This is a genomic window from Kocuria sp. CPCC 204721, from assembly GCF_040980945.1.
Lineage (GTDB): Bacteria > Actinomycetota > Actinomycetes > Actinomycetales > Micrococcaceae > Kocuria > Kocuria marina.
Map to the genome: position 1 here is coordinate 59,986 of NZ_JAVKPO010000003.1, position 25,259 is coordinate 85,244.

The following is a 25,259-nucleotide window of genomic DNA, read 5'->3' on the forward strand; positions in this document are numbered from 1 at the left end:
ACTCACTGTGCAAATCGTTCACCCCGCGGTACCTCACACCGGAAACCGTACCCCCAACGGGATTCGAACCCGTGCCGCCGCCGTGAAAGGGCGGTGTCCTAGGCCGCTAGACGATGGGGGCCAGAACGCCGTCCGAGCATCACCAGCGGCAATATCGGACGATGGACCGTGAGTAGCTTAGAGGCAAACGGCTCGGTTGCACAAACCCGCGCGGTGTCCCGCCGGGACCGCGCACGCCGCGAAACGGCGGGGATGGCACCCCGGGGGCGGCACCCCGATGGGGCACATCGCGTTCAACACCGGGCGCCGGCACCGAGCAGCGGCGCCGCCTCGATTCAGATCGCGACGTCCGGCCGGTCGGAGAGCCGCGGATCCCGGATGCACGGCACGATCATGGCCGGCCCCGCGCTGTTGTGCAGCACCCCCTGGGACGTGGAGCCCAGCAGCATGCCCGCGAACCCACCACGACCGCGGGTTCCCGTGACGACCAGTTGGTTCTGGGCGGAGCGTTCCACGAGCACCTGGATGGGTGACCCGTCCACGAGCTCACCGGTGATGTCCACGTTCGGGAAGTGCCCGCGCAACCACCGCACACCGGCGTCGATCGCGGCCTGGATCTCCCCGCGCAGGTTGTCGAAGTCCACGGGCGAGGGCAGCCACGCGGAGGATCCGGAGTCCGACGGCGCGGCGCACACCACGGTCAGCGGCACCCCCAGCTGTTCGGCCTCCTCCGCGGCCCACAGCATCGCCGAACTCGCCTGTTCGGAACCGTCCGAGCCCACGGTCACGCCGTCCACGAACGACTGGCGGCGGCTCACGTTCTCGTGCAACTGGTACTCCCTGCCCCACTGCAGGGGGACGATCCCCACGGGGCAGTGCGCGTGGGCGGGCACCGCGGTGGAGACCGAACCCAGCAGGCGGCCGATCAACCCGCCCCGGCCACGCGAACCCAGGACCAACAACTGGGCGTCCTCGCTCAGCTCGAGCAACACGCCGGAGGGGTCCCCGGCCTGGACGGTGGACCGGACGCCCACGTCCAACTCGGCCACGCGGCGTCGTGCCTCGCCCACGAGGTCCTCCACGGCGCGGTTCATGGCGGTGTCGTCGAACGCCGCATAGCCCACGTCGAACGTGGAGCCGCCGAACATGGGGACGGAATAGGCGGTGACAACGTGGAGGGGCGCGCCGCGGCGCCGGGCCTCACGGGCGGCCCAGTGCAGTGCGCCCATGCTCTGCTCGGAGCCGTCCACGCCCACCACGATCTCGGCAGTACGTGTGTCCATGATGATCCTCCTGCGCCCTCGGTTCCTGGCCCCAGCCTAGTCACGCGGGGAGCGGATCGGGCGGGGTCGGTGACATGATGGTGTGGTTCGGAACCGACGCCCCGGTCGCACGCCACGGCACGCACGGGGACGGGGAGACACTCGACGGATCGATCCCGGGGGCGGCACGGCCTGCGGCACCGGCCCGTCCTGCACAGGGGTCCCCGGGACCCCGGAACGGAGACGAACCGTGAGCACACGCGGATCAGCGCACCAGCCCGCCATGACGGCGCAGGTGAGGAGCACCGCATGGCATTCCTGGGGCGGCAATCTCACCGCGAGACCCTCCGTCACGGTGCGCCCGGACGACTCGGACCAGGTGTTGCACGTGCTCGAGGAGGCCGTGGCAGCGGGCAAGAGCGTCCGGCCCTCGGGCTCCGGTCACAGCTGGTCCCCGCTGGTGCCCACGGACGGGGTCCGCCTGGACACCTCCGCGCTCACCGGGCTCGCGAGCGTGGACGAGGACCGCCAGCAGGTCACGGTCTTCGCGGGCACCACGGTGCACCAGCTCAACCTGATCCTGGAGGAGCACGGCCTGGCCCTGGCCAACCTGCCGGACTGCGCCCACATGACCGTGGCGGGAGCAATCGCCACGGGAACCCACGGCACGGGGCTCGGCCAGCCCTCACTGGGGGACCAAGTGATCGGGGTCAGCCTCGCGACGCCCTCCGGGGACGTGGTCACGTGCTCCGAGACCCACCGCTCCGAGCTGCTGCGCGCGGCCCGCGTGCACCTGGGCGTGCTGGGCGTGGTCCTCACGGTCACGCTGCGCTGCGTGAGCGCGTTCCGCCTGCACTGCGCGGAGTTCCGCGAACCCGTCGCCGGGCTGGTGGACTCGCTGCAGGAACGGATGTCCGGCGCGGACCACTTCGAGTTCTCCTGGGTGCCCGGCACGTCCGTGGCCCACACACGCATCATGAGCCGCCTGCACCGGCTCTCCGCGACCTACACGCGTCCCGCCTCACCGATCTCCCGCGCGCTGCGCCGCACCGACGACGCCGTTCTGCGCACCTCCCTCTCCGCCGGCCTGGGACGCGTGGGCGCCCTGATGCCCCGCGCTGTGGGCGGGTTGAACAAGATCGGCTCCATGGCCGTGAGTTCCCGGCGCTACACGGACATCTCCTACCGGGCCTTCACGGCCTCACGTCCGGTGCACTACGTGGCCAGCGAGCACGCCCTGCCCCTGGAGGCCACCGCCCCCGCGTTCCGGGAACTGAAGGCCCTCGTAGAACGGGACGGGTACGAGCTCACGTTCCCCATGCACGTGCGCTGCTCCCCGCCGGAACAGGGCTACCTCTCCCCCGCGGCAGGCCGGTACACGGGGTGGATCAACCTGCGCCAGTACGGCAAGCGCCCCCACAAGACGTTCTTCCGCGCGGCGGAGGAGATCTTCGTGGCCCACGGCGGGCGCCCGCACTGGGGCACCCTGCACACCCGTACCGCCGAGGACCTCGCGTCGAGCTATCCGCACTGGGACGAGTTCCTCGCGTTGCGCGCCGAACTCGATCCCGACGGCGTGCTGCTGGGTGAACACACCCGGGAGGTCCTGGGGGTCTGAGTCGGGAACGGCCGCGGCCCGCACCCCGGTGTCATGAACCCGGGTGCGGGCCGCTGGAGCGCGGGCGCGTGACTACTTGGCGACGCCCTCGCGCGAGACCGAGATCATCTCGTCCCGCTCCACGACCTTGACGCGCTCGCGGGGGTTGCCCTCGGCGTCGTGGGAGGACTGGCCCAAGCTCTGTTCGTACTCGTCCAGCACGAGCCAGCCGTCCCACGTGGTGTACTGAACGCCCTTGTCCTCGAGCAGTTCCACCACGGCCTCGGGCTGCGGGTGATCCGGATCCGCGAGGGACGCGCGGTCCTCCATGATGTGGTTCACGGTCTCGAGGGCGTCGGACTTGGTGGCCCCGATCAGGCCCACGGGGCCGCGCTTGATCCAGCCCGTGGCGTACACGCCGGGAACCGGGGAACCGTCCGCCTCGATCACGCGGCCCTCCTCGTTGAGGATCACCCCGCGTTCGGGATCGAACGGCAACTCGGGCAGGGGCGAGCCCAGGTACCCGATCGCGTGGTAGACGGCCTGCACGGGGAACTCGGTGTACTCACCCGTGCCGGTCACGGAGGCGTCCCCGTTGAGCCGGGTGCGTTCCATGCGGATCGCGCGGACCTTGCCGTTCTCGTCCCCGAGGATCTCGTCCGGGGTCTGCAGGAAGTGCAGGTGCAGGCGACGGGACGCCGTCTTGGGGGAATCGTCCTCGCGCCACTTCTGCAGCGTCTTCATCATGACCTTGATCTGGTTGTTCTCGGTCATGGCCTTCTCGGAGGCCTCGTCGAACTGGAAGTCGTCGTCGTAGACCACGATGTCCACGTCACGGGACTTCGCGAGTTCACGTAGCTCGAGCGGCGTGAACTTGATCTGGGCGGGACCGCGGCGGCCGAAGATGTGTACGTCCGTGACGGGGGACTTGCGCAGCCCCTGGTACACGTTGCCCGGGATCTCGGTCACGAGCATGTCCTCGGCGTGCTTGGACAGCACGCGAGCCACGTCCAGGGCCACGTTGCCGTTGCCGATCACCGCGATCTCCTTGGCCTCGAGCGGCCACGTGCGCGGGTAGTCGGGGTGGCCGTCGTACCACGCCACGAAACGGGCGGCGCCGTAGGAGCCGTCCAGGTCCGCGCCGGGGATCTGCAGCGGCGCGTCGTTGACCGCACCCGTGGCGAAGATGACGGCGTCGTAGTGGGTCAGGAACTCCCCGAGGGTGATGTCCTTGCCGTACTCCACGTTGCCGAAGAACCGGATGTCACCACGGTCCAGGATGGAACGCAGCGCCGTGATGATGCCCTTGATCCGGGGGTGGTCCGGGGCCACGCCGTAGCGGATGAGCCCGAACGGGGTGGGGTAACGGTCGAACAGATCCACGCTGACCTCGAGCTCACCCTCACGGACCGCCTCGGTCTTGGTGAGCATGTCCGCGGCGTAGATGCCGGCCGGGCCTGCGCCGATCACGGCCACGCGCAGCGGACGTTGGGTGTTGGAAGTTGCCACGGAATTCCTTTCGACGCGCACGCGTGTCTCACGTGCTTGCGGGGACTGCCTCCACGGTAGTGACATCAACTCATTAGTGCCTAAACACGGGCGGACGAACGAGCATCTGCGGAGGGTGCGAGCGGCATCGACGTAGTATTTCTACACAAACACCCCCGCCGTTGTCGGTGCTCCCTGCCCAGCCGTCCGTGAGGATCCCCATGTCGTCAAGCACTCCGCCAGCCACCCGGACCGAACCGCGAGGCGGACTGGACCGCTACTTCTCGATCACCCGTCGCGGCTCCACCGTGGGCCGTGAGATCCGCGGTGGCGTGGCCACGTTCATCGCCATGAGCTACATCGTGGTGCTCAATCCTCTCGTGCTGGGCTACGGCGAGGACGGCGCGGGCAACATCCTGGGCGGTGAACGTGTCGCCGCGATGACCGCACTCGTGGCCGGCGTGCTGACCATCCTCATGGGGCTGTGGGCCAAGTCCCCGTTCGGCATGGCCACGGGTCTGGGCGTCAACGCGTTCCTGGCCGTGACGATCGCCACGAACCCGGGGCTCACATGGCCCGAGGTCATGGGTCTGGTCATCTGGGCCGGTGTGATCATGGTGATCCTGGTGCTCACCGGGTTCCGCACCGCCGTGTTCAACGCCGTGCCGGACTCCCTCAAGACCGCGATCGTGGTGGGGATCGGGCTGTTCATCGCACTGCTCGGTTTCGTCAACGCCGGCTTCGTGCGGCGGATCCCGGACGCCGCCCACACCACGGTTCCCGTGCAACTGGGCAACGGCGGTCAGCTGTTCGGCTGGCCCACGCTCACGTTCGTGGTGGGGTTGTTGCTGACCGTGGCGTTCGTGGTGCGCAACGTCAAGGGCGGGATCCTGATCTCCGTGGTGCTCACTACCATCCTGGCGCACGTGTTGGAAGCGGTCTCCCCCGCGGGGTCCGCGACCGAGAACCCTCACGGCTGGTCGCTGGTGGTACCCGCCAACCCCGAGGGTCTGTTCGCCCTACCGGACCTGTCCCTGATCGGTGCGGCCGCGCCCATCGACGCGTTCCGTCAGCTCGGGGTCATCGCGTGCGCCCTGTTGATCTTCACGATCCTGCTCTCCATCTTCTTCGATGCGATGGGCACCATGGTGGGCCTGTCCCAACAAGCGGGTCTCGTGGACGCGAACGGACGGATCGAACGCGTGGACCGCGTGCTGCTCGTCGACGCGCTGGGCGCGGTGGCCGGCGGTACCGGTTCCGTGTCCTCGAACCAGATCTTCGTGGAGTCCTCCACGGGTATCGCCGAGGGCGCCCGCACCGGTCTTGCCAACGTGGTCACCGGCGTGCTGTTCCTCGCGGCCATGTTCCTCACCCCGCTCGTGAACGTGGTGCCCTTCGAGGCCGTGGCCCCGGCCATGGTGGTCGTGGGCTTCCTGATGGCCCGCAACGTGGTGCACATCGACTGGAGCGACTGGGGTGTCTCCGTCCCCGCGTTCCTGGCCTTCGCCGTCATGCCGTTCACCTACTCGATCGCCAACGGCATCGGCGCGGGCTTCGTCTCTTACGTCTTCATCCGCCTGGTGCAGGGCCGCGCCAAGGACGTCCACCCACTCATGTACGTGGTGGCGCTCGCCTTCGTGCTGTTCTTCGGCATCGGCGTCGTAGAGGGTTGGACCCGCTGACACCGCCCTTCTCCTGACGACGACGCCACTCGCGCCATTCCGCGCTCAGCCCCCGCGGGTGCCGTGACGGGTCACGCCTCGGAACCGTTGCCGGGTGGGGGCATCGGGACCGGATCCGCGGGCTTGTCCTGCCACGGCTGGGCATCCCCCGCGAACTCCCGGCACCACGCGGTGTCCTTGTACTGCGCGGGCAGGGAACCGCCCAGTAGCTCCTTGGCGAGCGCGGCGGCGTCGGCGGAACCGGCCGCGGGCAGGGCGGCGCGGGAGGCCGCGAGCACCACGTTGCCGTAGCGGCGGCCCTTGAGCATCGCGGGATCCGCGACGGCGGCCACGTGCTCGAAGACCTCGAGCAACGCGGCGATCTCCGCGCGTGTGCCCTTGAGGTTGCGAGTGTCCCCCACGTTCAGCACGTAGATCCCGTCCGGGGAGAGCACCCGGTCCACGTGCCGGGTGAACTCCACCGTGCGCAGGTGTCCCGGGGTCTGCTCCCCCGCGAAGACGTCCCGCAGCACGACGTCGCGCGAGTCCTCCGTGAGTGTCTCCGTGACCTCCCGGGCCTCGCCCGCGCGGATCCGCAGCAGCGGTGCGCGGGGCAGATCGAGCCATTCGCGCACGAGGCGCGTGAGAGCGGCGTCGAACTCCACGACCACCTGGCGTGCCTGCGGATAGCGCCACGCGAGGTAGCGGGCCATGGAACACGCGCCGCCGCCCAGGTGCAGGACCCGCAGCGAGGTGGGATTCAGGTGCGTGTTCACATGCTCCTCGACCACGGTGGAGAACCAGCGCATGTACTCGAACTCGAGCTGGTCCGGGCGGTCCGGGACGATGTGCGAGGACGGCACCCCGTTCACGCGCAGCAACCACGCCCCCGGGACGTAAGGATCCCGCTGCAGTTCCACGGTCCCGGTGTCCGTGGTCCAGGTGCGCTCCACGAGCCCCGGAGCATCCGACGACGACGCCGCGCCACCCGCTTCCGTGCCCTTCTTCCGGTTCTTCCTGCTCACCTGTGTGACGTCACCCACGTGCTCGCCCGCTCGTGCTCACCCGCGCGCTCGCCGCTGGACACGCACAGGTTGGGGAGGCCGCTAGTTGTCACCGGTCGTGATCCCACGCCGCTCCTGGGACCTACCGAGCTCGTGGGTGTGCAGGGCGGACTCGAGGCGCTCCACCTTGCCCGCGAGCTCACCGGTGTGCCCCGGGCGGATGTCCGCCTTGAGCACGAGGGACACATGCGGGCCGTAATCGGCCACCGCGGCCGTGGCTTCCTTGACCACGGCCATGCACTCGTCCCACTCACCCTCGATGGTGGTGAACATGGAATCTGTGCGGTTGGGCAGCCCGGACTCGCGCACCACGTGCACCGCCGCGGCCACCGCGTCGTGGACGGAGGCGTCCGGGTTGTCCCCGCCGCTGGGGGAAACTGAGAAGGCAACCAACATGGACCCAGTCTCGCACCGGTGTCGGGCGAGCGCGACCCCCGCCACAATGTGTTCCCTCGGCGTCGGCCCCGAGGCCCGCACACCGCCTGTTCATGCGATTTTCGTACGAAACCAGCCCGGTGGGACGACTCGTGGTCGGAGGCGGGTTCCCTAGACTGGGACGTATAGCCGGTCGACCGTGAGGGAGCTCGTTCCATGACGCAGGGCATCTACATTTCCGCCATGACACCGCGGAGCGGCAAGACGCTGGTGGCACTGGGCCTCGCGGACACCATGTTCAAGCGCACGGACGCCCTGGGTTTCTTCCGTCCGGTCTTCGACGGCGCGGCACCGGAAGACGACTCCGTCCTGCAGCTCATGAAGCGCACCTTCGACCTCCCGGACTCCCGGTGCCGGGGCGCGGTGTCTCTGGAGCGCTGCCGCGAGATCCTCGCCTCCGGTGAGCACGACGACCTCGACTCCGCCGCCATGGCCGTGTACTCCGAGATGGCGCTGGAGTGCGATGTGATCGTCGTGGACGGCACCGACCTGCTGGCCCACAACGCTGTCACCGCCGAGTTCGACCTCAACGCCCGCCTGGCCAACAACATGGGCTGCTCCGTGGCCGCGGTGATCGGAGCCCACGAGTCCGGGCGTGTGAAGGACGTGCTCAACGCGATCGACGTGACCCGCACCGAGCTGCGCCAGGCCGGGTGCGACATCTACGCCGTGATTGTCAACCGCGCGGACCCGGAGCAGGCGGAGCAGATCCGCCGGGAGGCCAAGCCCGGCAACCACAACCTCCCCGCGTACGTGATCCCGGAGATCCCCGCGATCTCGAACCCCACCGTCGCCGAGCTCGTGGATGCCCAGGGCTACGGCACGGACTTCAACTCTACGTCCCTGGACCGCGACATCAAGGCCGTGAAGGTGGCCGCGATGACCGCCGGGAACTTCCTGGACCAGATCGCGGACGGGGATCTGGTGATCACCCCCGGGGACCGGACGGACGTGGTCTCTGCGACCCTGGCGTCGTCGTTCGCCTCGACCCTGCCCGTGCCCGCGGGAATGTTGCTCACGGGCGGGTTCCGCCCCGAGGGCGCGGTCGCGTCCTTGCTGGCCGCGGCGCCGTTCCCCGTGCTGACCACCGACCAGGACACGTTCTCCACCGCGGAGGCCGTGGGCACCACGCGCGGTACCCTGGCCGGCGCCCACTCCCGCAAGATCGCCGCCGCGCGCGGCGCGTGGGCCGAGTACGTGGACAGCGACGAACTCTCCGACCGGCTCTCCCTGCCGCGACCCGTCAAGCGCACGCCGCTGCGTTTCCTCCACGAGCTCGTGGAATCCGCGCGCGCGGACCGCAAGCACATCGTGCTGCCCGAGGGTGACGACCCCCGCATCCTGCGCGCCGCGGAGATGATCCACCGCCGCAACTTCTGCGACCTCACCGTGCTGGGCGAACCCGAGAGCGTCCGGGCGCTCGCACAGTCGGAGGGCATCGATCTCGACTTCGACGCCGAGGGTCTGCACGTCGTCGACTTCCAGCACGACGCCGCACTGCGCGAGAAATACGCCGACGAGTACGTGAAACTGCGCTCCCACAAGGGTGTGAGCAAGGAACAGGCCCTCGAACGGATGACCGACGGTTCCTACTTCGGGACCATGATGGTGCAGATGGGGGACGTGGACGGCATGGTCTCCGGCGCCGCACACACCACCGCGAACACCATCCGCCCGGCCCTCGAGTTTGTGAAGACCCGGGAGGGCGTGAACATCGTCTCCTCGGTGTTCTTCATGCTGCTCGCAGACCGCGTGCTCGTCTACGGCGACTGCGCTGTGAACCCCAACCCGGACGAGCAGCAGCTCGCGGACATCGCCCTGGCCTCCGCGCAGACCGCCCGCGAGTTCGGCGTGGACCCCCGGGTGGCCATGCTCTCCTACTCCACCGGCGGTTCCGGCTCCGGCGAGGACGTGGAGCGGGTGCGCGCGGCCACCGAGCTCGTGCGCGCCGCGAACCCGGACTTCGAGGTGGAGGGCCCCATCCAGTACGACGCTGCCGTAGACGCCTCGATAGCCAGGTCCAAGCTGCCGGGCTCGCACGTCGCGGGGCAGGCCACCGTGTTCGTGTTCCCGGACCTGAACACCGGCAACAACACCTACAAGGCCGTCCAGCAGTCCGCGGGCGCGGTGGCCGTGGGCCCCGTGCTGCAGGGGCTGCGCAAGCCCGTGAACGACCTCTCCCGCGGCTGCACCGTGGACGACATCGTCAACACGGTCGCGATCACCGCGATCCAAGCACAAACGCTGTGACGACACGGCGGCCCCGCGCGCGGGGCCGCCGTGTCCGCGTTGGTGACGCAGCGGCGTCGTCAACCCCGAACTCCGCCACTGGCAACCGCGGCCCGCGCGCCGCCGAAGGGAAACCACCATGCTCGTACTGGTCGTCAACTGCGGCTCGTCCTCCATCAAGTACCAGGTGCGGGAGGTCGAACCGGCGGACGGGGAACCGCAGGCCTACACTTCCTCCATGCCCGCGATCGACGAGAACGTCCCCCTCGCCACGGCCACGGCGGGAATGGCCGGCGGCGAGGTGATCACCAAGGGGCTGATCGAGAACATCGGCACGTCGGAGATCCAGGACCACACCCAGGCCCTGGAAATCCTCGCCCAGCGTCTGGACGAAGAGCTCGGCGGGCGCACCATCGACGCCGCGGGCCACCGCGTGGTGCACGGTGGCGAGCGCTTCTCCGCCCCCGTGCTGGTGAACAACGAGATCATCCGGGCGATCGAGCGGCTGGCCCCGCTGGCACCGCTGCACAACCCCGCGCATGCCCTGGGACTGCGGGCCATCCAGAAGACCTATCCGGGGATGCCCCAGGTGTGCGTGTTCGACACCGCCTTCCACCGCACGATGCCCGAGAAGGCCTGGCGCTACGCCGTCCCCGAGCAGTGGTACGAGCTACACGGGATGCGCCGCTACGGTTTCCACGGCACCTCGCACGACTACGTGACCGGCAAGGCTTGCGAGTTCCTGGGCATCCCGCGGGAACAGTTCAACACCGTGGTGGCCCACCTGGGCAACGGCGCCTCGGCCACCGCCATCCGCGAGGGCCGCTCCTACGACACCTCCATGGGCTACACCCCCCTGGCCGGACTGGTCATGGGCACCCGTAGCGGGGACCTGGACCCCTCCGTGGTCACCGCCATGCTGGAGCGCAACCCCGGGATGAGCGCCCAGGACATGAACCGAATCCTCAACAACGAGTCCGGTCTGCAGGGCGTCTGCGGGGACTCGGACATGCGGGCCGTGGCGCAGCGGGCCAGCTCCGGGGACCGGCGGGCGCAGCTCGCACTGGACATGGCCGCCTACCGCCTGGCGAAGTACATCGGCGGCTACCACGTGGCAGTCGGTGGAGCCCACGCGCTGATCTTCACGGCGGGCATCGGCGAGAACTCCTCCAAGTTCCGCGCCCTGGTGTGCGACCAGTTGGGCGCGCTCGGGATCACCCTGGACCCCACGCTCAACGAGGCCCCCCGGGGGGACGTGGCCCGCATCAGTGCGGAGACCTCCGCAATCGAGGTCCTCGTGGTGGCCACGGACGAGGAGCGGGCCATCGCGGAGGCCACGGCCGGGCTGGTGTGGGAGCGGGTCAAGAAGTAGCACCTCGCGCACCAGACCCCCCACGCCCCGCCCCCCCGCAATCGCGTGCTGTAACGGAGCAGGTGCCATCTACTGTTCGGTAGACGGCACCTGCTGAGTTTTTGCAGCGCGCGGGGCGGCGCCGACGGGCGGATCAGCCCTGCTTGGTCACCGGCTCCTGCGCGGACCACGGGAAGACAATCCACTCGTCCGTGGACTTCCAGGAGAAGTCCGGACGGACCTCCGAGCGGGGCTTCTCGTAGACCACGGCGGAGCGGCACTCGGCGCCATAGCCGCGCAGCAGCTCCAGCACGAGGGAAAGGGTGCGTCCGGAGTCCACGACGTCGTCCACGACCAGCACCTTCTTGTCGCTGATGGAGTCCGTGTCCAGCATGGGGGCGAGCAGCACCGGGTCCGGAAGGGTCTCGTGGACGTCCGTGTAGAACTCGACGTTCACGGCGTCAGAGAGCTTCACGCCCATGGCGTAGGACAGTGCCCCGGCGGGCAGCAGACCACCGCGCGCCACCGCGATGATGATGTCTGGGACGAATTCCGAGTCCACGATCTGCTGGGCGAGTTCCCGGGTGGCGGTCCCGAACCCCTCCCAGGTCAGGATTTCCTTGTTGTCCAGTTCGGTGGAGTCCGCGTGAAAGGCCATTCCCGTAGGGTAGTCGGTTTTGCGCGGCGGGCACTGCACGCGCCGCGCCCGCCTACACTTTCTGTGTCCCCTCACGACTGCCCCGATCGAGGATCCTCATGCCCAGCAGCGCATCACCCGCCCTTTCCCACGAGCGGGGGTCCCGCCCCGAGGACGAACGGCTGGGCGCCGGGCGCACCGTGGCGTACGCCGTGCAGCACATCCTCACCATGTACGGCGGTCTGATCGCCGTGCCGCTCGTGGTGGCCAGTGCCGCCGGGTACGACGCCGCCACCACCGCCCTGCTCGTGGCCGCCGCCCTGTTCGTGGGCGGGTTCGCCACGTTCCTGCAGGCGTGGGGGCTGCCGCGGATCGGTTCCCAGCTGCCGCTCGTGCAGGGGGTCTCCTTCACCGGGATCGCCACGATGCTGTCCGTGCTGGCCACGGGGGGCGGCATCCAGTCGGTGATGGGCTCCATCATGGTGGCCTCCGCCTTCGGGTTCCTGGTGGCCCCCTTCTTTGCCCGCGTGCTGCGCTTCTTTCCGCCCGTGGTCACGGGGTCCATCATCACGACCATTGGCATCACCCTGGTGCCCGTGGCGGCGTCGTGGTCCATGGGCGGGGACGAGAAGGCACCCGGCTACGGCTCACTGGGCAACATCGCCCTGGCGGGGGTCACGCTGCTTGCCGTGCTGCTGCTGTCCAAGTTCGGCGGAGCGGTGCTGTCACGGCTGGCCATCCTGGTGGCGATCGTGGTGGGCACCGTGGTGGCGTGGGCCACCGGCATGGCGGACTTTTCGCACGTGGGGCAGGGGCCGTGGGTTGCGCTGCCCTCCCCCTTCCACTTCGGTGCACCCACGTTCCACATGGCGGCGATCGTGGCCATGGGCATTGTGATCCTGGTGAACATGGCGGAGACCACCGCTGACATCCTGGCCCTGTCCGAGATCACGGGCTCGCGCATCAACTCGGCACGCATCGCGGACGGGCTGCGCGCGGACATGCTGTCCTCCGCTGTGGCGCCGGTGTTCAACTCCTTCACGCAGACGGCGTTCGTGCAGAACGTGGGCCTGGTGGCGATCACCAAGGTCAAGAGCCGCTACGTGGTGGCCCTGGGTGGCGTGTTCATGGTGCTGCTGGGCATGCTGCCCGTGCTCGGCCAGGTCATCGCCGCCATCCCCCTGCCGGTGATGGGCGGTGCGGGCTTCGTGCTCTTCGGCACCGTGATGTCCTCGGGCATCCGCACGCTGGCCCGTGTGGACTACCGCGGCGGCATGAACCTGATCATCGTGGCCGTCTCCCTGTCCTTCGGCATGGTCCCGATCGTGGTCCCCACCTTCTACGACGCGTTCCCCGACTGGGTGGGCATCATCTTCTCTTCCGGCATCTCGTCCGCCGCCGTGGCCGCGCTGGTCCTGAACTTCTTCTTCAACGAGATGGGCCGCAGCCGGCGCACCACCGAGGCCATGGGCATGAACACCGTGGGGCTGCGGGTGCTCTCCCCGCGCGAGGCCGGCGCACTGCAGGACGGCGACCAGTTCGTGGACGGCCGCCTGCTGGATGCCCAGGGGCAGGAGATCCCGTTCGCGTCCTCCCAGGAGCAGTACGAGTCGGTGCGCGAACGCATCAACGCGGGCGAGCTGACTTCGCTGGAGGACATTCGCCGCGCGGTGGATAACTAACCCCGGACGACGTCGCCCCCCACCTGCGCGTCTCTCCTCCCCTTCTCCTCTGCGAGTCTCGGCCTGTGCACCGCCGGCGCTCCACCGCCGCGGATTTCTGCCCCTCCTCTGCCCCGAGGGAGCAGCCGTACCAGGGGACGCACACCGCTGCCGGGGTCACGCGCTGCCCCTCATCGGCGCACCCGGTGGTAGGCCGCCACCACGTCCTGCGCACGGGGCAGGGCCAGATGGCCCGGGTGGCCGCGGTGGTGGGCCAGGGCATCCAGTCCGTCCCGCACCACCCGTTCCAGGGCCGCGTCCACCAGCTCGGTCAGAGGAGTGCGGCCGTCGGCCGTGCGCTCGACCTCCTCCAGAAGCCGCGCAATCGCTTCCGTCTGCGAAGGGTCCACGAGCTGGCTCAGAGCGGAGAGGTCCACGTCCTCGCGGCCCCACTGGATGGTGTCGAGACCGCGAGCGCGAGCGGGTTTGTCCCTGCCGCCCCGCTGGGCGGCGCCATGTCGCGGACCGGACCGGGAGACGTCGTGCCCCGCGGCACCTAGTCCGGACGGGATGGCACCGCGTTCGGCCGGGACCGTGCCGGGCGCTTCCGGGGCGCCGCCAGGAACGTGCGGGCGGATCTCCCCGAAGGATGCCGCAGGACGCATGTCCTCGGGGCGCGGGAAGTCCCGCACCACCTGCCGGGCGCGGTCGGTGACATCCACGGCGCGGTAGGCGTCCATGGCTATCACCAGGTCCGCGACGTCCAGGAACGCCCCGGAGCCACCCGTGACCAGGATCGAAGACACCCCACGCTCCGTGTAGAGGGCCCCCGCGCGGTCCACGAACGGTGTGATGGGCTCGCGTTCGCCCGGAACCATGGCCCGCATCCGCTCGTCCCGCACCATGAGGTTGGTGGCGCACGTGTCCTCGTCCAGCAGGAGCACCGCCGCCTGCGCCTCGACGGCCTCCACAGTGGCGGCCGCCTGGGACGTGGAGCCGGAGGCGTTGGACGTGCTGAAGTCGCGGGTGTCCGCGCCGGTGGGCAGGTTGTTGATGAACGGCGAGACGTCCGTGTTGCTCACGGCCCGGCCGTCCTCCGCGCGCACGGACATGGCGCTCGGCAGGGTGACCACGCGTTCGCGGCCGTCGCCAGGCACGTGGCTGTAGACCCCGCGCTCCAGGGCCTGCAGCAGCGTGGACTTGCCGTGGTAGCCGCCACCCACGACCACCGTGACGCCCTCGGGGATCCCCATGCCGCTCACGGTCGACCCGTCTTCGAGCTCGAGCTCCACGCGCAGCTCCGGAGGCGTCTCGAACGGGACGGCGCCCCGGGCAAGCGGTTCGTCCCGGTGCCCGGAGGCGCGCGGCAGCACGGCGCTGTCCGCGACGAACGCCACGAGTCCACGCTGCGGCAGCTGCTCCCGCAGGTGCTGGGCGTCCAGGTGGGAGGTCACGTGGGCCTGCAGGGCGCGGGCGTCCAGGTTCTCGTACCGCAGCGCGCGCTCGACGACGCCCGGCAGCACCTCGGTGAGCAGCCGGTGCGCGGCATGGCCCTTGATGCGGCGGCCCGCGGCGGGCAGGGCGATCTCGCAGCGCACCTCCACGGCTCCCGCGTCAGCGGTCTCCGACGACGCCGCACGGCCGGCTCCGCGCCCCCGGTCCACCGTTCCGGCGTCCCCCGCACGGCGCATCCCGGACTCGCGTGCCGGGGCGGGATCCACCGCGTTCCCGGGATTCGGAACGATCACGGAGGAGCGCTCGAGGATCTCCTGGCCCGTGCGCTGGATCGAGATGCCACCGGAGTCCTTGCCGCCGCGCGGACCCAGGTCCCGGGCGGCCCGGGCGAACTCCCGGGTGAGGAAGTCCCCGGCGGCCACGCGGGCGTCCCGGGTGGCGATCAGCTCGGGCGGGATCCTCGTGTCGGACAGGCTGACCCGGATCCGGGCCAGGGACGGCGGGGCGTACGGGTCCGACTGCACCCGGTCCACGATCAGCTCCGCATCCCCCAGCCGCCACGAGCCCTTGAGCTGCTTGTAGGCGCCGTAGCTGCTGCCGTCCAGGCGGCGGAGGGTCTGGGCGAGGTCCGTGCGCGGTGAGCTCATGGGTCCATGGCACCACACGAACCGGGGGTTCAGCACGCCCTGGCGCCAGCTCTTCCACGGAGCCGGCGAACGAACCAGACGCAGCAGCTTGGCAGGATCCAGAAGGATGGGCGGGCCAAGATTGACGCCACGAACCCGCGACTACTGTTTCTTCATATGCTAAGTTTCGCAATATGCGAAACGAGCAGTTTGAAGAAACAGTTCTCCTGCGTGAGTGCACGGGGCTGCTTCGATCCCTCCTGCCTGGCTCGTGGGACATAGAGGCCCAGCAAGAACCGCGCCGCGTGGGCTTCGGTGGCACAGACGGCGGCGGGCGCGTTGTTCGCCCGGATGCGATCGTCACCATCACGCCCCCCGCCGGAGAACCGCTCAAACTGGTCACAGAGGTGAAACGTTCGGTAGGTGGTCAGCTGCTCTCCCAGGTCGCCAACCAGGTTTCGCACTATGCCTCCATGGCGGGCGGGGAACCAGCACTGTTCGCGGAATACATACCCCCCTCCGTTCGTGGACGGTTGGAGGAACTGGGCATCAATAGCGTGGACACCACGGGATGGGTCCGTATCGTCTCCAGCTATCCCGCGATTCTCATGACGCACCCCGGGGCCACCCGGGCACCTTGGGTACGTGATGAGACAATTCAACGCCTCACGGGCCCCTCAACCTCCCGCGTCCTCCGACAGTTGATCACCTCTGATGCCCCCCTCGGTGTGCGAGAGCTTGCCCTGGCATGCAGTGTCAGCCCCGGCACAGTTGCCAAGCTCCTACCCACCCTGACAAGAGAAGGCATCATCACCCGGACCCCCCGGGGGGGGATTCAGTCAATCCATCGCCGGGAACTTATTTACCGATGGGCGCAGGACTACAGCTTCCTCTCCGGCAATCGGCACCCCCTCTCCCTGCTTGACCCCAGGGGCCCGGAGCATGCCTTGACGATGCTGCACGGCAGAGAGGATGTTCTGCTCAGTGGTGTCCATGCAGGACGTGCCCTGCTGCCGGAGGGAACCACTGCCGTGGTCCCCGCAAAACGCGTCCTGGCGTACACCGCAGACCCACTCCTTCTCGCCGAAGATCTGGGGCTGCGACGCGGGGAGCGAGCGCGAGCAAACGTTCTTCTGGCTGCCCCCATGGACGGCAGACTTATGGAGGAGGGGTGGGTCTCGCCCCGGACGGAACTCAGACTTGCGCCCACGGGACAGGTTCTGGTGGATCTCCAGTCCAGTGGTGGCCGAGAAGCCGACCTGGCGCACCAAGTGATGGAACGGCTGCCAGACGACGGCCGACCTTGGATCAGCGGAGAGACCGGCACGTCTTGGAGGTTCAAATGACTGCTCCCGTCGAATATGTCATGGCCAGGTCCGCACTCATCGACGCGCTTATCGCACTGCGCGATCACAGCTCAACCATCATCCTCATCGGGGCGCAGGCCGTCTACGAGTGGACGGGGGAGGGTGAACTTGCCGTCGCCGTCATGACCACGGACGCAGACCTAGCCCTAGATGCCAACAGGCTAGACCCCACACCTGAAATCGCCGCGACCCTCACAGCGCACGGTTTCTCCCGCCGCCCCGGTGGGAATCCTGGGCAGTGGCTGAGCAGCAATGACATAGCCGTCGACCTCATGGTGTCCGAGCACCAGGCAGGGAAGGGTCGCCGTTCGGCCAAGATCCCACCGCACGAAAGTTTCGTGGCCAGACGGGGCCGTGGGCTGGCCCCCGCACTCATCGACAATGAATTGCGCACCATCGAGGCCCTCAGCCCTCGAGACTTTCGGAGGGCGCAGGTCTTAGTGGCGTCTCCGGCTGCGCTAATCGTGGCCAAGTGCATCAAAATCAAGGAACGCCACGAGGCAATGCAGGCGGGCGAGCGGAACCGCATCAAGGCCAAAGATTCGCTGGATATTTTTCGTCTCTTGTACGCCACAGAAACTGCGCCTCTCGCTGACAGGTTCATGATCCACCGCAGCTCTCCCGAAGCCGACAGTGAGTCCCGCGAGGCAATCTCGTTCCTGGCAACGCGCTCTGCCGACACTAACTCGCTCCTGCCACAGCTGGCCGCGCACGCCGCCGATGACGACGCAGGGGAGGTAGCAGAATCGTTCGTCCTCTTGGTGGAGGAATTGCTTCTCAGGCTCCAGGAACTGGACGGTCAGTAACCCGCCCCAGCACCAGCGCCACCACCAAGCACAGCACGTACGCCCCGGCGACGGCGGCCCATCCGGCGGTGAACGCCCCCGTGAGGTCCACGAGCTGGCCCACCACCACGGGCCCCAGCGCGAAGCCCAGGTACATCCCGGTGGCCACCAGTCCGGACGCCACACCGATCCGTGCCCCGGACACGGCGGCGACGATTCCCGAGTTGATCACCACGTTCGCGGCCAGCGGCAGCGCGGCGTGGAAGGCGACGCCCAGCCACATGAGCCAGTGCTGCTGCGTCGTCTCCGCGAGCACGAGCAGCCCGAGCCCCACGATCCCGCCCAGGCTCATGACCCGGATCAGCGGTGCGGGTCTGCCGAGCCTGCCGGTCACCCGGCCCCACCCGATCCGGCTTCCGATCCCGATCACCCCCATCATGCCCAGCAGCAACCCGGCCACCGTGACGGTGTACCCCATGGCCCGCACCGCGAACAGGGACGCGTACACGTTCACGCCCTGCGTGCCCACCGCGTTGAGGAAGGACGTCAGCGTCAGCAGCCACACCGCGGGCGGCAGCGCCCCCGACGACGCCGCGGCGGAGGGCGCGACGGGAGAGGGAGCGGGCGGCGTCGTCGGGGTGTTCTCTCGGGCGCGGCGCTGTAGCCGGGTGACCACGGTCCACCCCGTGATGAGCAGGGGAACGCACAGCAGCGCGCCGAACAGTGCGGCACCCCGCCACCCGAACGCCGCGCCCGCCACCGGGAACGTGAGGCCCGCGACCAGCAGACCCACCTGCACCCCGGACTGCTTCCACCCCATCCACGCGGAGCGCTGGGCCAGCGGCACGCGCTGCGCGACGATGCGGTTGGTCACCGGGTTGGAGAAGGACTGCGCGAGACCCGCAATCAGGGCCGCGACCAGCAGCATGGCGTAGGACTGCCACGTGGCGCTGAGCAGGAACGCCACCAGCACACCCCCGAAGATCAGGGTGAGCTGCACGCGGGTGTCAATGCGGTCCGCGAGCACCCCCAGCAGCGGCGCCGCGAGACCCGCTACCACGAACACCGCCGTGATGATGAACCCATACTGCCCCTCGGTGATCCCGTAGCTCTCCACGATGGTGGCGCTCAGCGCACCCACCCCGTAGTTGAACACCGGCCCGGCGGCCATCGCGGCCATGAGCACCGCCAGCAGGATTCCGGGGGCCTTGCGCGTCGGCGCGGATGGGGTGCGGGTCACAGTCGATCACCCTAGCCCCGCACCGCGCCCTCGACCTCCCGTAGGCTTTCCCCACGACTGAGAAAGGCGGACGTCATGAGTGACTCACTGGATCCGGAGCTCGCCCGGGCCCTGCAGGAACCGGCGCGGCTGGTGCGCGCGGACCCTGCACTGCTGGACACGGTCCGCCAGGCGGGTTCCCCTGCCCAGGCGGAACTGATGCGCCGCGTTTCAGACGTGCGCACCGTGGAGGACCGGTACGCGGCGGCCGCCATGCTCGCCGCCCTCTTCGGCCACCGCGGCCCGCTGGACCAGGCCGCCCACGGCTACGGCAGCACCCCGCCACTCGAACTGCTCGCGCTCGCGGACGTCCCGGCGCTCCAGCCCGCCCTGCGGGAATCCCTGTCCTCCCCCGTCCGCACCGGCCTGCTGGAGTGGGCCACCACCGCAAACCCTTCTCACCCGCCCCTCGAACTCGCCATGGCGGCCCGGGATCTCGGGCTGTCCGACGCTGCAGTGCTGCGTTCCGTCGCGGATCGCGCGGACCAGGTCGCCCACGACGCGGCACCCGCGCAGCGGGAGCCACTGGCCCGTTTCTCGGAAGTGCTGCGCGCGGCGGCGGACAACCCCCGGGACGGCGGAGCGGCGGCGTCGTCCGCGCCCGGTTCGATGCCGACGCCGCAGGGTCCCGTCGGCTCGCAGGGCCCCGCGGTCACGACCACCGGCATCCCGGCCTCCGAGATGCTGGGTGAGGACGAGCTGGACGAGCCCTCCCGGCCCGGACATCGCTACCCCGGCGAGGGTGTGCCCGTGCGCGACTCGATCGCGGGCCCCGGCGCCAACGCACCGCGGCAGACCTGGGAGCCGGGCAGCCTCTCGGGACGTCCCACCGGCGGCGAGTCCCAGGACGGGAACGACGCCGCCCACCCGGCCGGTCCCTCGGGCTCGCCCGACCGCCACGGACCGCCGGTGCCCCCGCGCGAACCGTCCACCAACGAGCTGTATTACGGCGTGGGCAGCGACCGGTACGCGAACCGGGACCCGGACAGCGAGCAGACCCGGGCCGAGGACCGCCACGTGGCCCGCAACTGGGCCATCGTGTTCGCAGTGATCGTGGCGGTCATCGTGGTGCTGGTGCTCCTGTTCTGACCGCTTCAGGACCGCCGACCCCCGCCGGGCCGGTAGGTTGGCCAGATCCGCCAGGCCCTGCCTGTTGCGCCACCCGATCGAGTCCAGCTGCCCGTCGGTGAGCGGCTCGGTCATCAGCGCGTAGTCGGAGACCGGGACGGTCTTGAGCCTGTCGCGCTCGAGCAGGGACGGGAACACGTTGGTGGCCAGCACGACACGAGGCTCCCCCACGAGCCCGGCGTCGGTGCGGGCCACCACGCCGTCACCCGAGGTGTCCAGCTCGGTCATGCGGCTGTATTCGTGGATCCCGCCACCCAGTTCCGCGACCACCCGGGCCAGTGTGGCGGGGTGAACCATGGCACACGCCCGCTTCCTCCACCGCCCGGCGAGGTACGTGGGGAGCGGACCTGCCCACGCACCACGCGCTCATCCAGGAAGACGCTGGAACCGTCCTCGGCATGGGGCTCGTTCAGCCACTGCACCCGGTGAGGCTCCCCGGCCGGGTTGAGAATACCCGTGCGCTCGAAGTCCACGTCCATCCCATAGTGCTCAATCGGGGCGAGCGCGGCCGCGGTCCGGGCCGCTCTGCGGTGTATTCGAGCAGCACTCGACCGCGCCCCGTGGTGATGGGCGGTCATGCGGCGCCCGCGGGGATGTCGACGGTGTTGACGACGCTGTATGGCTGGTTGTCCCCCATGCCGGACACCGCCGAAGGGCAGGCCCGCTCCGCCTGACGGAACCCCCGGGTAGCGTGGACTAGGTGACTACTGAACAGAACGGCACCGCATCCTGGCAGCACGGCGTGGTGGTGCGCGGCGCGCGCCAGAACAACCTCCGGGACGTCTCCCTGGACCTGCCCCGGGACTCCATCGTGGTGTTCACGGGGGTGTCCGGCTCGGGGAAGTCGTCCCTCGCGTTCGGCACGCTGTTCGCGGAGTCGCAGCGACGCTACCTGGAGTCCGTGGCGCCGTACGCGCGCCGGCTGATCGACCAGGCGGGTGTCCCGGACGTGGACGTGATTGAGGGGCTGCCGCCCGCCGTCGCCCTCCAGCAGCAGCGCGGCGGGGGCGGAGCGCGCTCGGACGTGGCCACCGTGACCACGCTGTCGAGCCTGGTCCGGATGCTGTACTCTCGCGCCGGTTGGTACCCGCCGGAACAGGCCATGCTCTACGCGGAGGACTTCTCCGCGAACACTGTGCAGGGCGCGTGCCCCACGTGCCACGGGATCGGGCGGGTCTACGAGGTCACCGAGGACACCATGGTCCCGGACCCGTCGCTGACCATCCGTGAGCGCGCCGTCGCCTCCTGGCCCGTGGCGTGGGCGGGGCAGAACCAGCGGGACATCCTGGTCTCCCTGGGCTACGACGTGGACACCCCTTGGAAGGACCTGCCGAAGAAGGACCGGGACTGGATTCTCTACACCGAGGACCGCCCCACGGTGGGCGTGTACCGCGGGCTCACCCCGAACCAGACGCGCAAGGCCCAGGAGGAGGGTGTGGAGGCCACGTACCAGGGCACGTTCATCGGGGCGCGGCGCTACGTGCTGGACACCTTCGCCAACGCGAAGAGCCCGAGCACCAAGAAGCGCGCGGCCCAGTACCTCACGAGCGAACTGTGCCCGGAGTGCCACGGCAAGAAGATCAAGCACGAGTCCCTGTCCGTGACGTTCGAGGGCTTGGACATCGCGGAGTTCTCGCACCTGCCGCTCGCACGCGTGGCGGAGATCGCGCGCTCGGTGACCGCCGAGGACTGGACCCCGGGTGAGGCGCAGCGCCTGGAGGACCACGTGCTCGACGCCGAGACCCGCGCCGCCTCCACCGCCTCGCGGGTCGCGGAGGGCGGTGCCTCGCATGACGCCGCCCCGGACGTCCGGCGCACCCCGAACCTCTCCGTGGAGAAGCGGGCCGCCGCGCAGCGCCTCGCCGCGGACCTCGTGGCGCGGCTGCAGCCCATGATCGACCTGGGCCTGGGATACCTCTCCCTGGACCGCACCACGCCCACGCTCTCCGGAGGTGAGCGGCAGCGGCTGCGGCTGGCCACCCAGCTCTCCTCCCAGCTCTTCGGGGTGGTCTACGTGCTCGACGAGCCCTCCGCGGGCCTGCACCCCCGGGACCTGGACGCGCTCATCGGGATCCTGCACGGGCTCAAGGACCGCGGCAACAGTCTGTTCGTGGTGGAGCACTCCCTGACCGTGATCCACGAGGCGGACTGGCTCGTGGACATCGGCCCGGACGCCGGCGAGCGCGGCGGGCGGGTGCTCTACAGCGGTAAGCCGCGCGGTCTCGCGGAAGTCCCCGAGTCTGCGACACGCCGCTACCTCTTCGCCGAGCACGCGCCGTCGGCCGAGGCACGCGAGCCCCGCACGCCGCAGGGGTGGCTGCAGCTCGAAGGCGTCACGCGCAACAACCTGCGCGGCCTGGGCGTGAGCCTCCCCGCTGGGTGCCTCACCGCCGTCACCGGCATCTCCGGCTCGGGCAAGTCCAGCCTGGTCAGTCAGGCGCTGCCGGTGCTGGTGCGCGAGCGGCTGGGCCACGGCGGCCCGGAGGACACGGAGATCACCGGGGACCCGGAGTCGGACCTGCTGACGGCCGACGACGCCGCGGACGACGTGCGCGGGCACGTGGTCTCCCTGCCGGGGAGCGTGCGGCGCGTCGTCGTGATCGACCAGAAGCCCATCGGGCGCACCCCGCGCTCCAACGTGGCCACCTACACCGGTCTGTTCGACGCCGTCCGCAAGCTTTACGCCGCCACGGACGAGGCGAAACGGCGCGGTTACAAGGCCGGGCGGTTCTCGTTCAACGTGGCCGGCGGGCGCTGCCCCACGTGCGAGGGCGAGGGCAGTGTGATGGTGGAGCTGCTGTTCCTGCCGAGCATCTACGCACCCTGCCCGGACTGCCACGGCACCCGCTACAAGGCCGAGACCCTGGAGGTGCTGTGGCGGGAGCGCTCCGTGGCGGATGTGCTGGCCATGAGCGTGGACGAGGCGCACACGTTCTTCGAGGGCGAGGACGCCGTCCACCACACTCTGGGCGTGCTGCGGGACGTGGGACTCGGCTACCTGCGGCTGGGCCAGCCCGCCACCGAGCTCTCCGGCGGGGAGGCGCAGCGGGTCAAGCTCGCCTCCGAGCTGCAGCGGGCCTCGCGCGGGGACACTCTCTACGTGCTGGACGAGCCCACCGCCGGACTGCACCCCGCGGACAGCGACCGGCTCATGAACCACCTGCAGGGGCTGGCAGACGCGGGCAACACGGTGGTCATGGCCGAGCTGGACATGCGCATGGTTGCCCAGGCCGATCACGTGATCGACATGGGCCCGGGTGCCGGCTCGGACGGCGGGCGGGTGGTTGTCGCGGGCACTCCCGCCGACGTCGCGGCGCACCCGGACAGCGCCACTGCACCGTACCTGCGGGCCGTGCTGGGCTGACCCGGCGGTCGGGCCGGGTGGTCTGCACGGGCAGGGGGATGGCCCGGCCCCAGCGGCGGCGCCAAACGGCGTCATGCCGCCGCGGCGTCGTCGAAACCTCGTAATGTTATCCCCGGGGAAGACGTCGTGTGTGCCACCTCACCACGGCGTGGGGACGCACCGCGGCCGCATCACTGCGGGCAGCGGGCTGGCTGTGCACCACCGCCCGCAGGGGCCGTGACGCACGAGACGGGGGAACACCGAGATGACCGATCCTGGAACGCACCGGCACCGCGGAGCGCACCGCGCCGAACGCCGCGGGCCGAGCGGAACGCTGCTGACCTGGCTGGCCCTGGGCCTGGTGGCCGTCCTGCTGCTGCTCGCCGCCGTCTTCCTGATCCCGCGCGGGGACGACGCCGCGAGCGAGAAACCCTCGGACGCGGCCTCGAGCGCCGCGTCCGGTGACGCGAGTACGGCGGGTGGGGAACCCGTCGTCGTCGCCCGCGCCAAGACCAGTGCGACCACCTGGTCCGCCGTGCTGCAGGACAGCAACGTGGAGCTGGGGCGCCCCCAGGAGGACGCCGGCACGCGCGAGCTGGTCTCCCGTGCGCTGGGCGAGGCCGAGAACGGGCGCGCGGATAAGGCCGCCACGGACGAGGCCTTGAAATTCCGTGCGCGCACGGAGGGCGACGCCGCGCCCGTGCGCAGTGCCGACGAGCGACTCGAGCAGCTCGTCAAGCACTCCACCGCGGCGACCACCGCCAGCCCGAGCCCACTGAGCCCCGCCCTGGCCGCGGGCGCGGCCTCCGGCGCCCCACCGCGCAGCGCGACCGTGGTTTCTCGCGCGGAGTGGGACGCCTACCACTCCCGTAACGCGGACACGGAGCTCGTGGCGAGCACCCCCGGCGACGATGCCCCCACCGCGGACGACGCCGCCCTGCAGCAGGCGCTCGCCCAGTGGCAGCACCTCGCGGAACCGTTCCACGCACTCGTGGCGATCGACGCCTCCGGGTCCATGGGCGAGAAGGTGGGCCAGGACGGCTCCACCCGCATGGATCTGACGAAGGCCGCCGCCGCGACCGCCGTGGGGCTGTTCCCCGAGCACGACGCCCTCGGCCTGTGGACCTTCCAGCGGCACCTGGACGGGGACAAGGACTACCGCTCCCTCACCCCGGTGCGCGAGCTCTCCGCGTCGGTGGACGGCGGCACCCAGCGGGACCAGCTCTCCCGGGACGTGGAGTCCCTGACCTACGCCCCGGACGGCTACACCGGCCTGTACGACACCACCCTGGCCGCCTACCGCGAGGTGCTCCACGAAGACGCCCCCGGGCATCTGCGCACGGTGATCGTCCTGACCGACGGCATGAACCACGACCCCGGCTCCATCTCCCTCGACAACCTGCTCACCATGCTCAAGGACGAGCAGGACCCGGACAACCCCGTGCGCATCATCACCGTGGGCATCTCGAAGGACGCGGACGAGGACGTCCTGAAGCAGATCGCGGAGGCCACGGGCGGCTCCTCGCACGTCGCCCGCACCCCGGAGGATATCCAGGACGTGTTCGTCAAGGCGCTCACGAGCGAGTGACCCGGTCCTCCGGCAAGCGCCAACCCGTTCGGCCAATACTCCCGTGCCCTGGCCCTCGGTACCGTGGAGACATGACTGCGCAGGCCTCACGACGGGCCCGGCTCTACTTCCCCGGCGCCCTCCTGGCCGTGCTGGCGGCGACGCTCCTCACGTTCACCGACGTCGCCTGGCGAGGTCTCATCGGGTGGGCCCTCCTGCTGGTGGCGGTGCTCGTGATGGTGACCGGTGGGCGGAGGTGGCGGCAGCAGAAGGAGAACACCAGGGGGCGGTGAATCTGAGGCGCGAAATGCCCCGGGGCCGGGA

The 25,259-nt window shown here is 69.9% G+C and carries 18 protein-coding genes and 1 tRNA gene; 11 read left to right on the top strand and 8 right to left on the bottom strand.

All coding sequences use genetic code 11. From position 1 onward, the window contains the following. Positions 1-48: 48 nt before the first annotated feature. Positions 49-121, bottom strand: a tRNA-Glu gene (locus tag RF637_RS04335). A gap of 214 nt (positions 122-335) precedes the next feature. Continuing rightward, positions 336-1,283: a universal stress protein gene (locus tag RF637_RS04340; RefSeq protein WP_085106775.1), complete on the bottom strand. Its 948-nt coding sequence runs from the start codon at positions 1,281-1,283 to the stop codon at positions 336-338. A gap of 262 nt (positions 1,284-1,545) precedes the next feature. On the opposite strand from RF637_RS04340, the gene RF637_RS04345 reads away from it, so the two are divergent. Continuing rightward, on the top strand, positions 1,546-2,880 hold the full coding sequence (locus RF637_RS04345; protein ID WP_085106774.1) for a D-arabinono-1,4-lactone oxidase: 1,335 nt from the start codon (positions 1,546-1,548) through the stop codon (positions 2,878-2,880). Positions 2,881-2,952: 72 nt separating this feature from the next. Here RF637_RS04345 and RF637_RS04350 read toward each other — a convergent pair whose 3' ends face one another. Further along, the gene (locus tag RF637_RS04350) at positions 2,953-4,368 is read right to left on the bottom strand and encodes an FAD-dependent oxidoreductase (protein ID WP_131332145.1); all 1,416 of its coding nucleotides are present in this window, start codon (positions 4,366-4,368) and stop codon (positions 2,953-2,955) included. A 200-nt stretch (positions 4,369-4,568) separates the two neighbouring features. Here RF637_RS04350 and RF637_RS04355 point away from each other — a divergent pair, with 200 nt between their 5' ends. Then, entirely contained in the window at positions 4,569-6,029 is a 1,461-nt protein-coding gene (locus RF637_RS04355) for an NCS2 family permease (RefSeq protein ID WP_186317157.1), read from the top strand. Between the two features lie 71 nt (positions 6,030-6,100). On the opposite strand, the gene RF637_RS04360 is transcribed toward RF637_RS04355, so the two are convergent. After that, on the bottom strand, positions 6,101-7,033 hold the full coding sequence (locus RF637_RS04360; protein ID WP_368844233.1) for a spermidine synthase: 933 nt from the start codon (positions 7,031-7,033) through the stop codon (positions 6,101-6,103). Between the two features lie 81 nt (positions 7,034-7,114). Then, complete coding sequence (locus tag RF637_RS04365; RefSeq protein WP_368844234.1) at positions 7,115-7,468, bottom strand: MTH1187 family thiamine-binding protein; 354 nt, start codon at positions 7,466-7,468, stop codon at positions 7,115-7,117. 195 nt (positions 7,469-7,663) lie between these two features. On the opposite strand from RF637_RS04365, the gene pta reads away from it, so the two are divergent. Together pta and RF637_RS04375 are read left to right on the top strand one after the other, a co-directional pair. Continuing rightward, the gene (pta, locus tag RF637_RS04370) at positions 7,664-9,757 is read left to right on the top strand and encodes a phosphate acetyltransferase (protein WP_368844235.1); all 2,094 of its coding nucleotides are present in this window, start codon (positions 7,664-7,666) and stop codon (positions 9,755-9,757) included. Between the two features lie 118 nt (positions 9,758-9,875). Then, positions 9,876-11,108, top strand: a complete 1,233-nt coding sequence (locus tag RF637_RS04375; RefSeq protein WP_368844236.1) for an acetate/propionate family kinase — start codon at positions 9,876-9,878, stop codon at positions 11,106-11,108. 133 nt (positions 11,109-11,241) lie between these two features. Here the strand turns inward: RF637_RS04375 and RF637_RS04380 are convergent, their stop codons facing one another. Next, a complete protein-coding gene (locus RF637_RS04380; protein ID WP_064846448.1) occupies positions 11,242-11,745 on the bottom strand; it encodes a phosphoribosyltransferase in 504 nt (167 codons plus the stop codon). 98 nt (positions 11,746-11,843) lie between these two features. Here RF637_RS04380 and RF637_RS04385 point away from each other — a divergent pair, with 98 nt between their 5' ends. Further along, the gene (locus RF637_RS04385) at positions 11,844-13,406 is read left to right on the top strand and encodes a nucleobase:cation symporter-2 family protein (protein WP_144931953.1); all 1,563 of its coding nucleotides are present in this window, start codon (positions 11,844-11,846) and stop codon (positions 13,404-13,406) included. Between the two features lie 170 nt (positions 13,407-13,576). Here the strand turns inward: RF637_RS04385 and RF637_RS04390 are convergent, their stop codons facing one another. Beyond that, positions 13,577-15,487 (bottom strand): P-loop domain-containing protein, encoded by a 1,911-nt coding sequence (locus RF637_RS04390; protein WP_368844237.1) that lies wholly within the window; start codon positions 15,485-15,487, stop codon positions 13,577-13,579. A 173-nt stretch (positions 15,488-15,660) separates the two neighbouring features. Between RF637_RS04390 and RF637_RS04395 the strand changes: the two genes are divergently transcribed. Together RF637_RS04395 and RF637_RS04400 are read left to right on the top strand one after the other, a co-directional pair. Then, positions 15,661-16,812 (top strand): helix-turn-helix domain-containing protein, encoded by a 1,152-nt coding sequence (locus tag RF637_RS04395; protein ID WP_085106766.1) that lies wholly within the window; start codon positions 15,661-15,663, stop codon positions 16,810-16,812. Continuing rightward, entirely contained in the window at positions 16,809-17,639 is an 831-nt protein-coding gene (locus RF637_RS04400; RefSeq protein WP_085106765.1) for a hypothetical protein, read from the top strand. Before RF637_RS04395 ends, RF637_RS04400 begins: the two co-directional genes overlap by 4 nt. Here the strand turns inward: RF637_RS04400 and RF637_RS04405 are convergent. After that, a complete protein-coding gene (locus RF637_RS04405) occupies positions 17,611-18,858 on the bottom strand; it encodes an MFS transporter (protein WP_144931949.1) in 1,248 nt (415 codons plus the stop codon). The genes RF637_RS04400 and RF637_RS04405 overlap by 29 nt on opposite strands. Before the next feature lie 75 nt (positions 18,859-18,933). Here RF637_RS04405 and RF637_RS04410 point away from each other — a divergent pair, with 75 nt between their 5' ends. The 4 genes from RF637_RS04410 to RF637_RS04425 all read left to right on the top strand — a co-directional run bounded on the left by RF637_RS04410 (position 18,934) and on the right by RF637_RS04425 (position 25,228). Continuing rightward, positions 18,934-19,986, top strand: a complete 1,053-nt coding sequence (locus tag RF637_RS04410) for a hypothetical protein (RefSeq protein ID WP_368844238.1) — start codon at positions 18,934-18,936, stop codon at positions 19,984-19,986. Between the two features lie 739 nt (positions 19,987-20,725). Beyond that, on the top strand, positions 20,726-23,389 hold the full coding sequence (locus RF637_RS04415) for an excinuclease ABC subunit UvrA (RefSeq protein ID WP_085106761.1): 2,664 nt from the start codon (positions 20,726-20,728) through the stop codon (positions 23,387-23,389). A gap of 244 nt (positions 23,390-23,633) precedes the next feature. After that, positions 23,634-24,956 carry a VWA domain-containing protein gene (locus RF637_RS04420; RefSeq protein ID WP_368844239.1) on the top strand — a complete coding sequence of 441 codons (1,323 nt, stop codon included), beginning with the start codon at positions 23,634-23,636 and terminating at the stop codon, positions 24,954-24,956. 71 nt (positions 24,957-25,027) lie between these two features. Beyond that, positions 25,028-25,228: a hypothetical protein gene (locus RF637_RS04425; protein WP_144931944.1), complete on the top strand. Its 201-nt coding sequence runs from the start codon at positions 25,028-25,030 to the stop codon at positions 25,226-25,228. Positions 25,229-25,259: the final 31 nt, after the last annotated feature.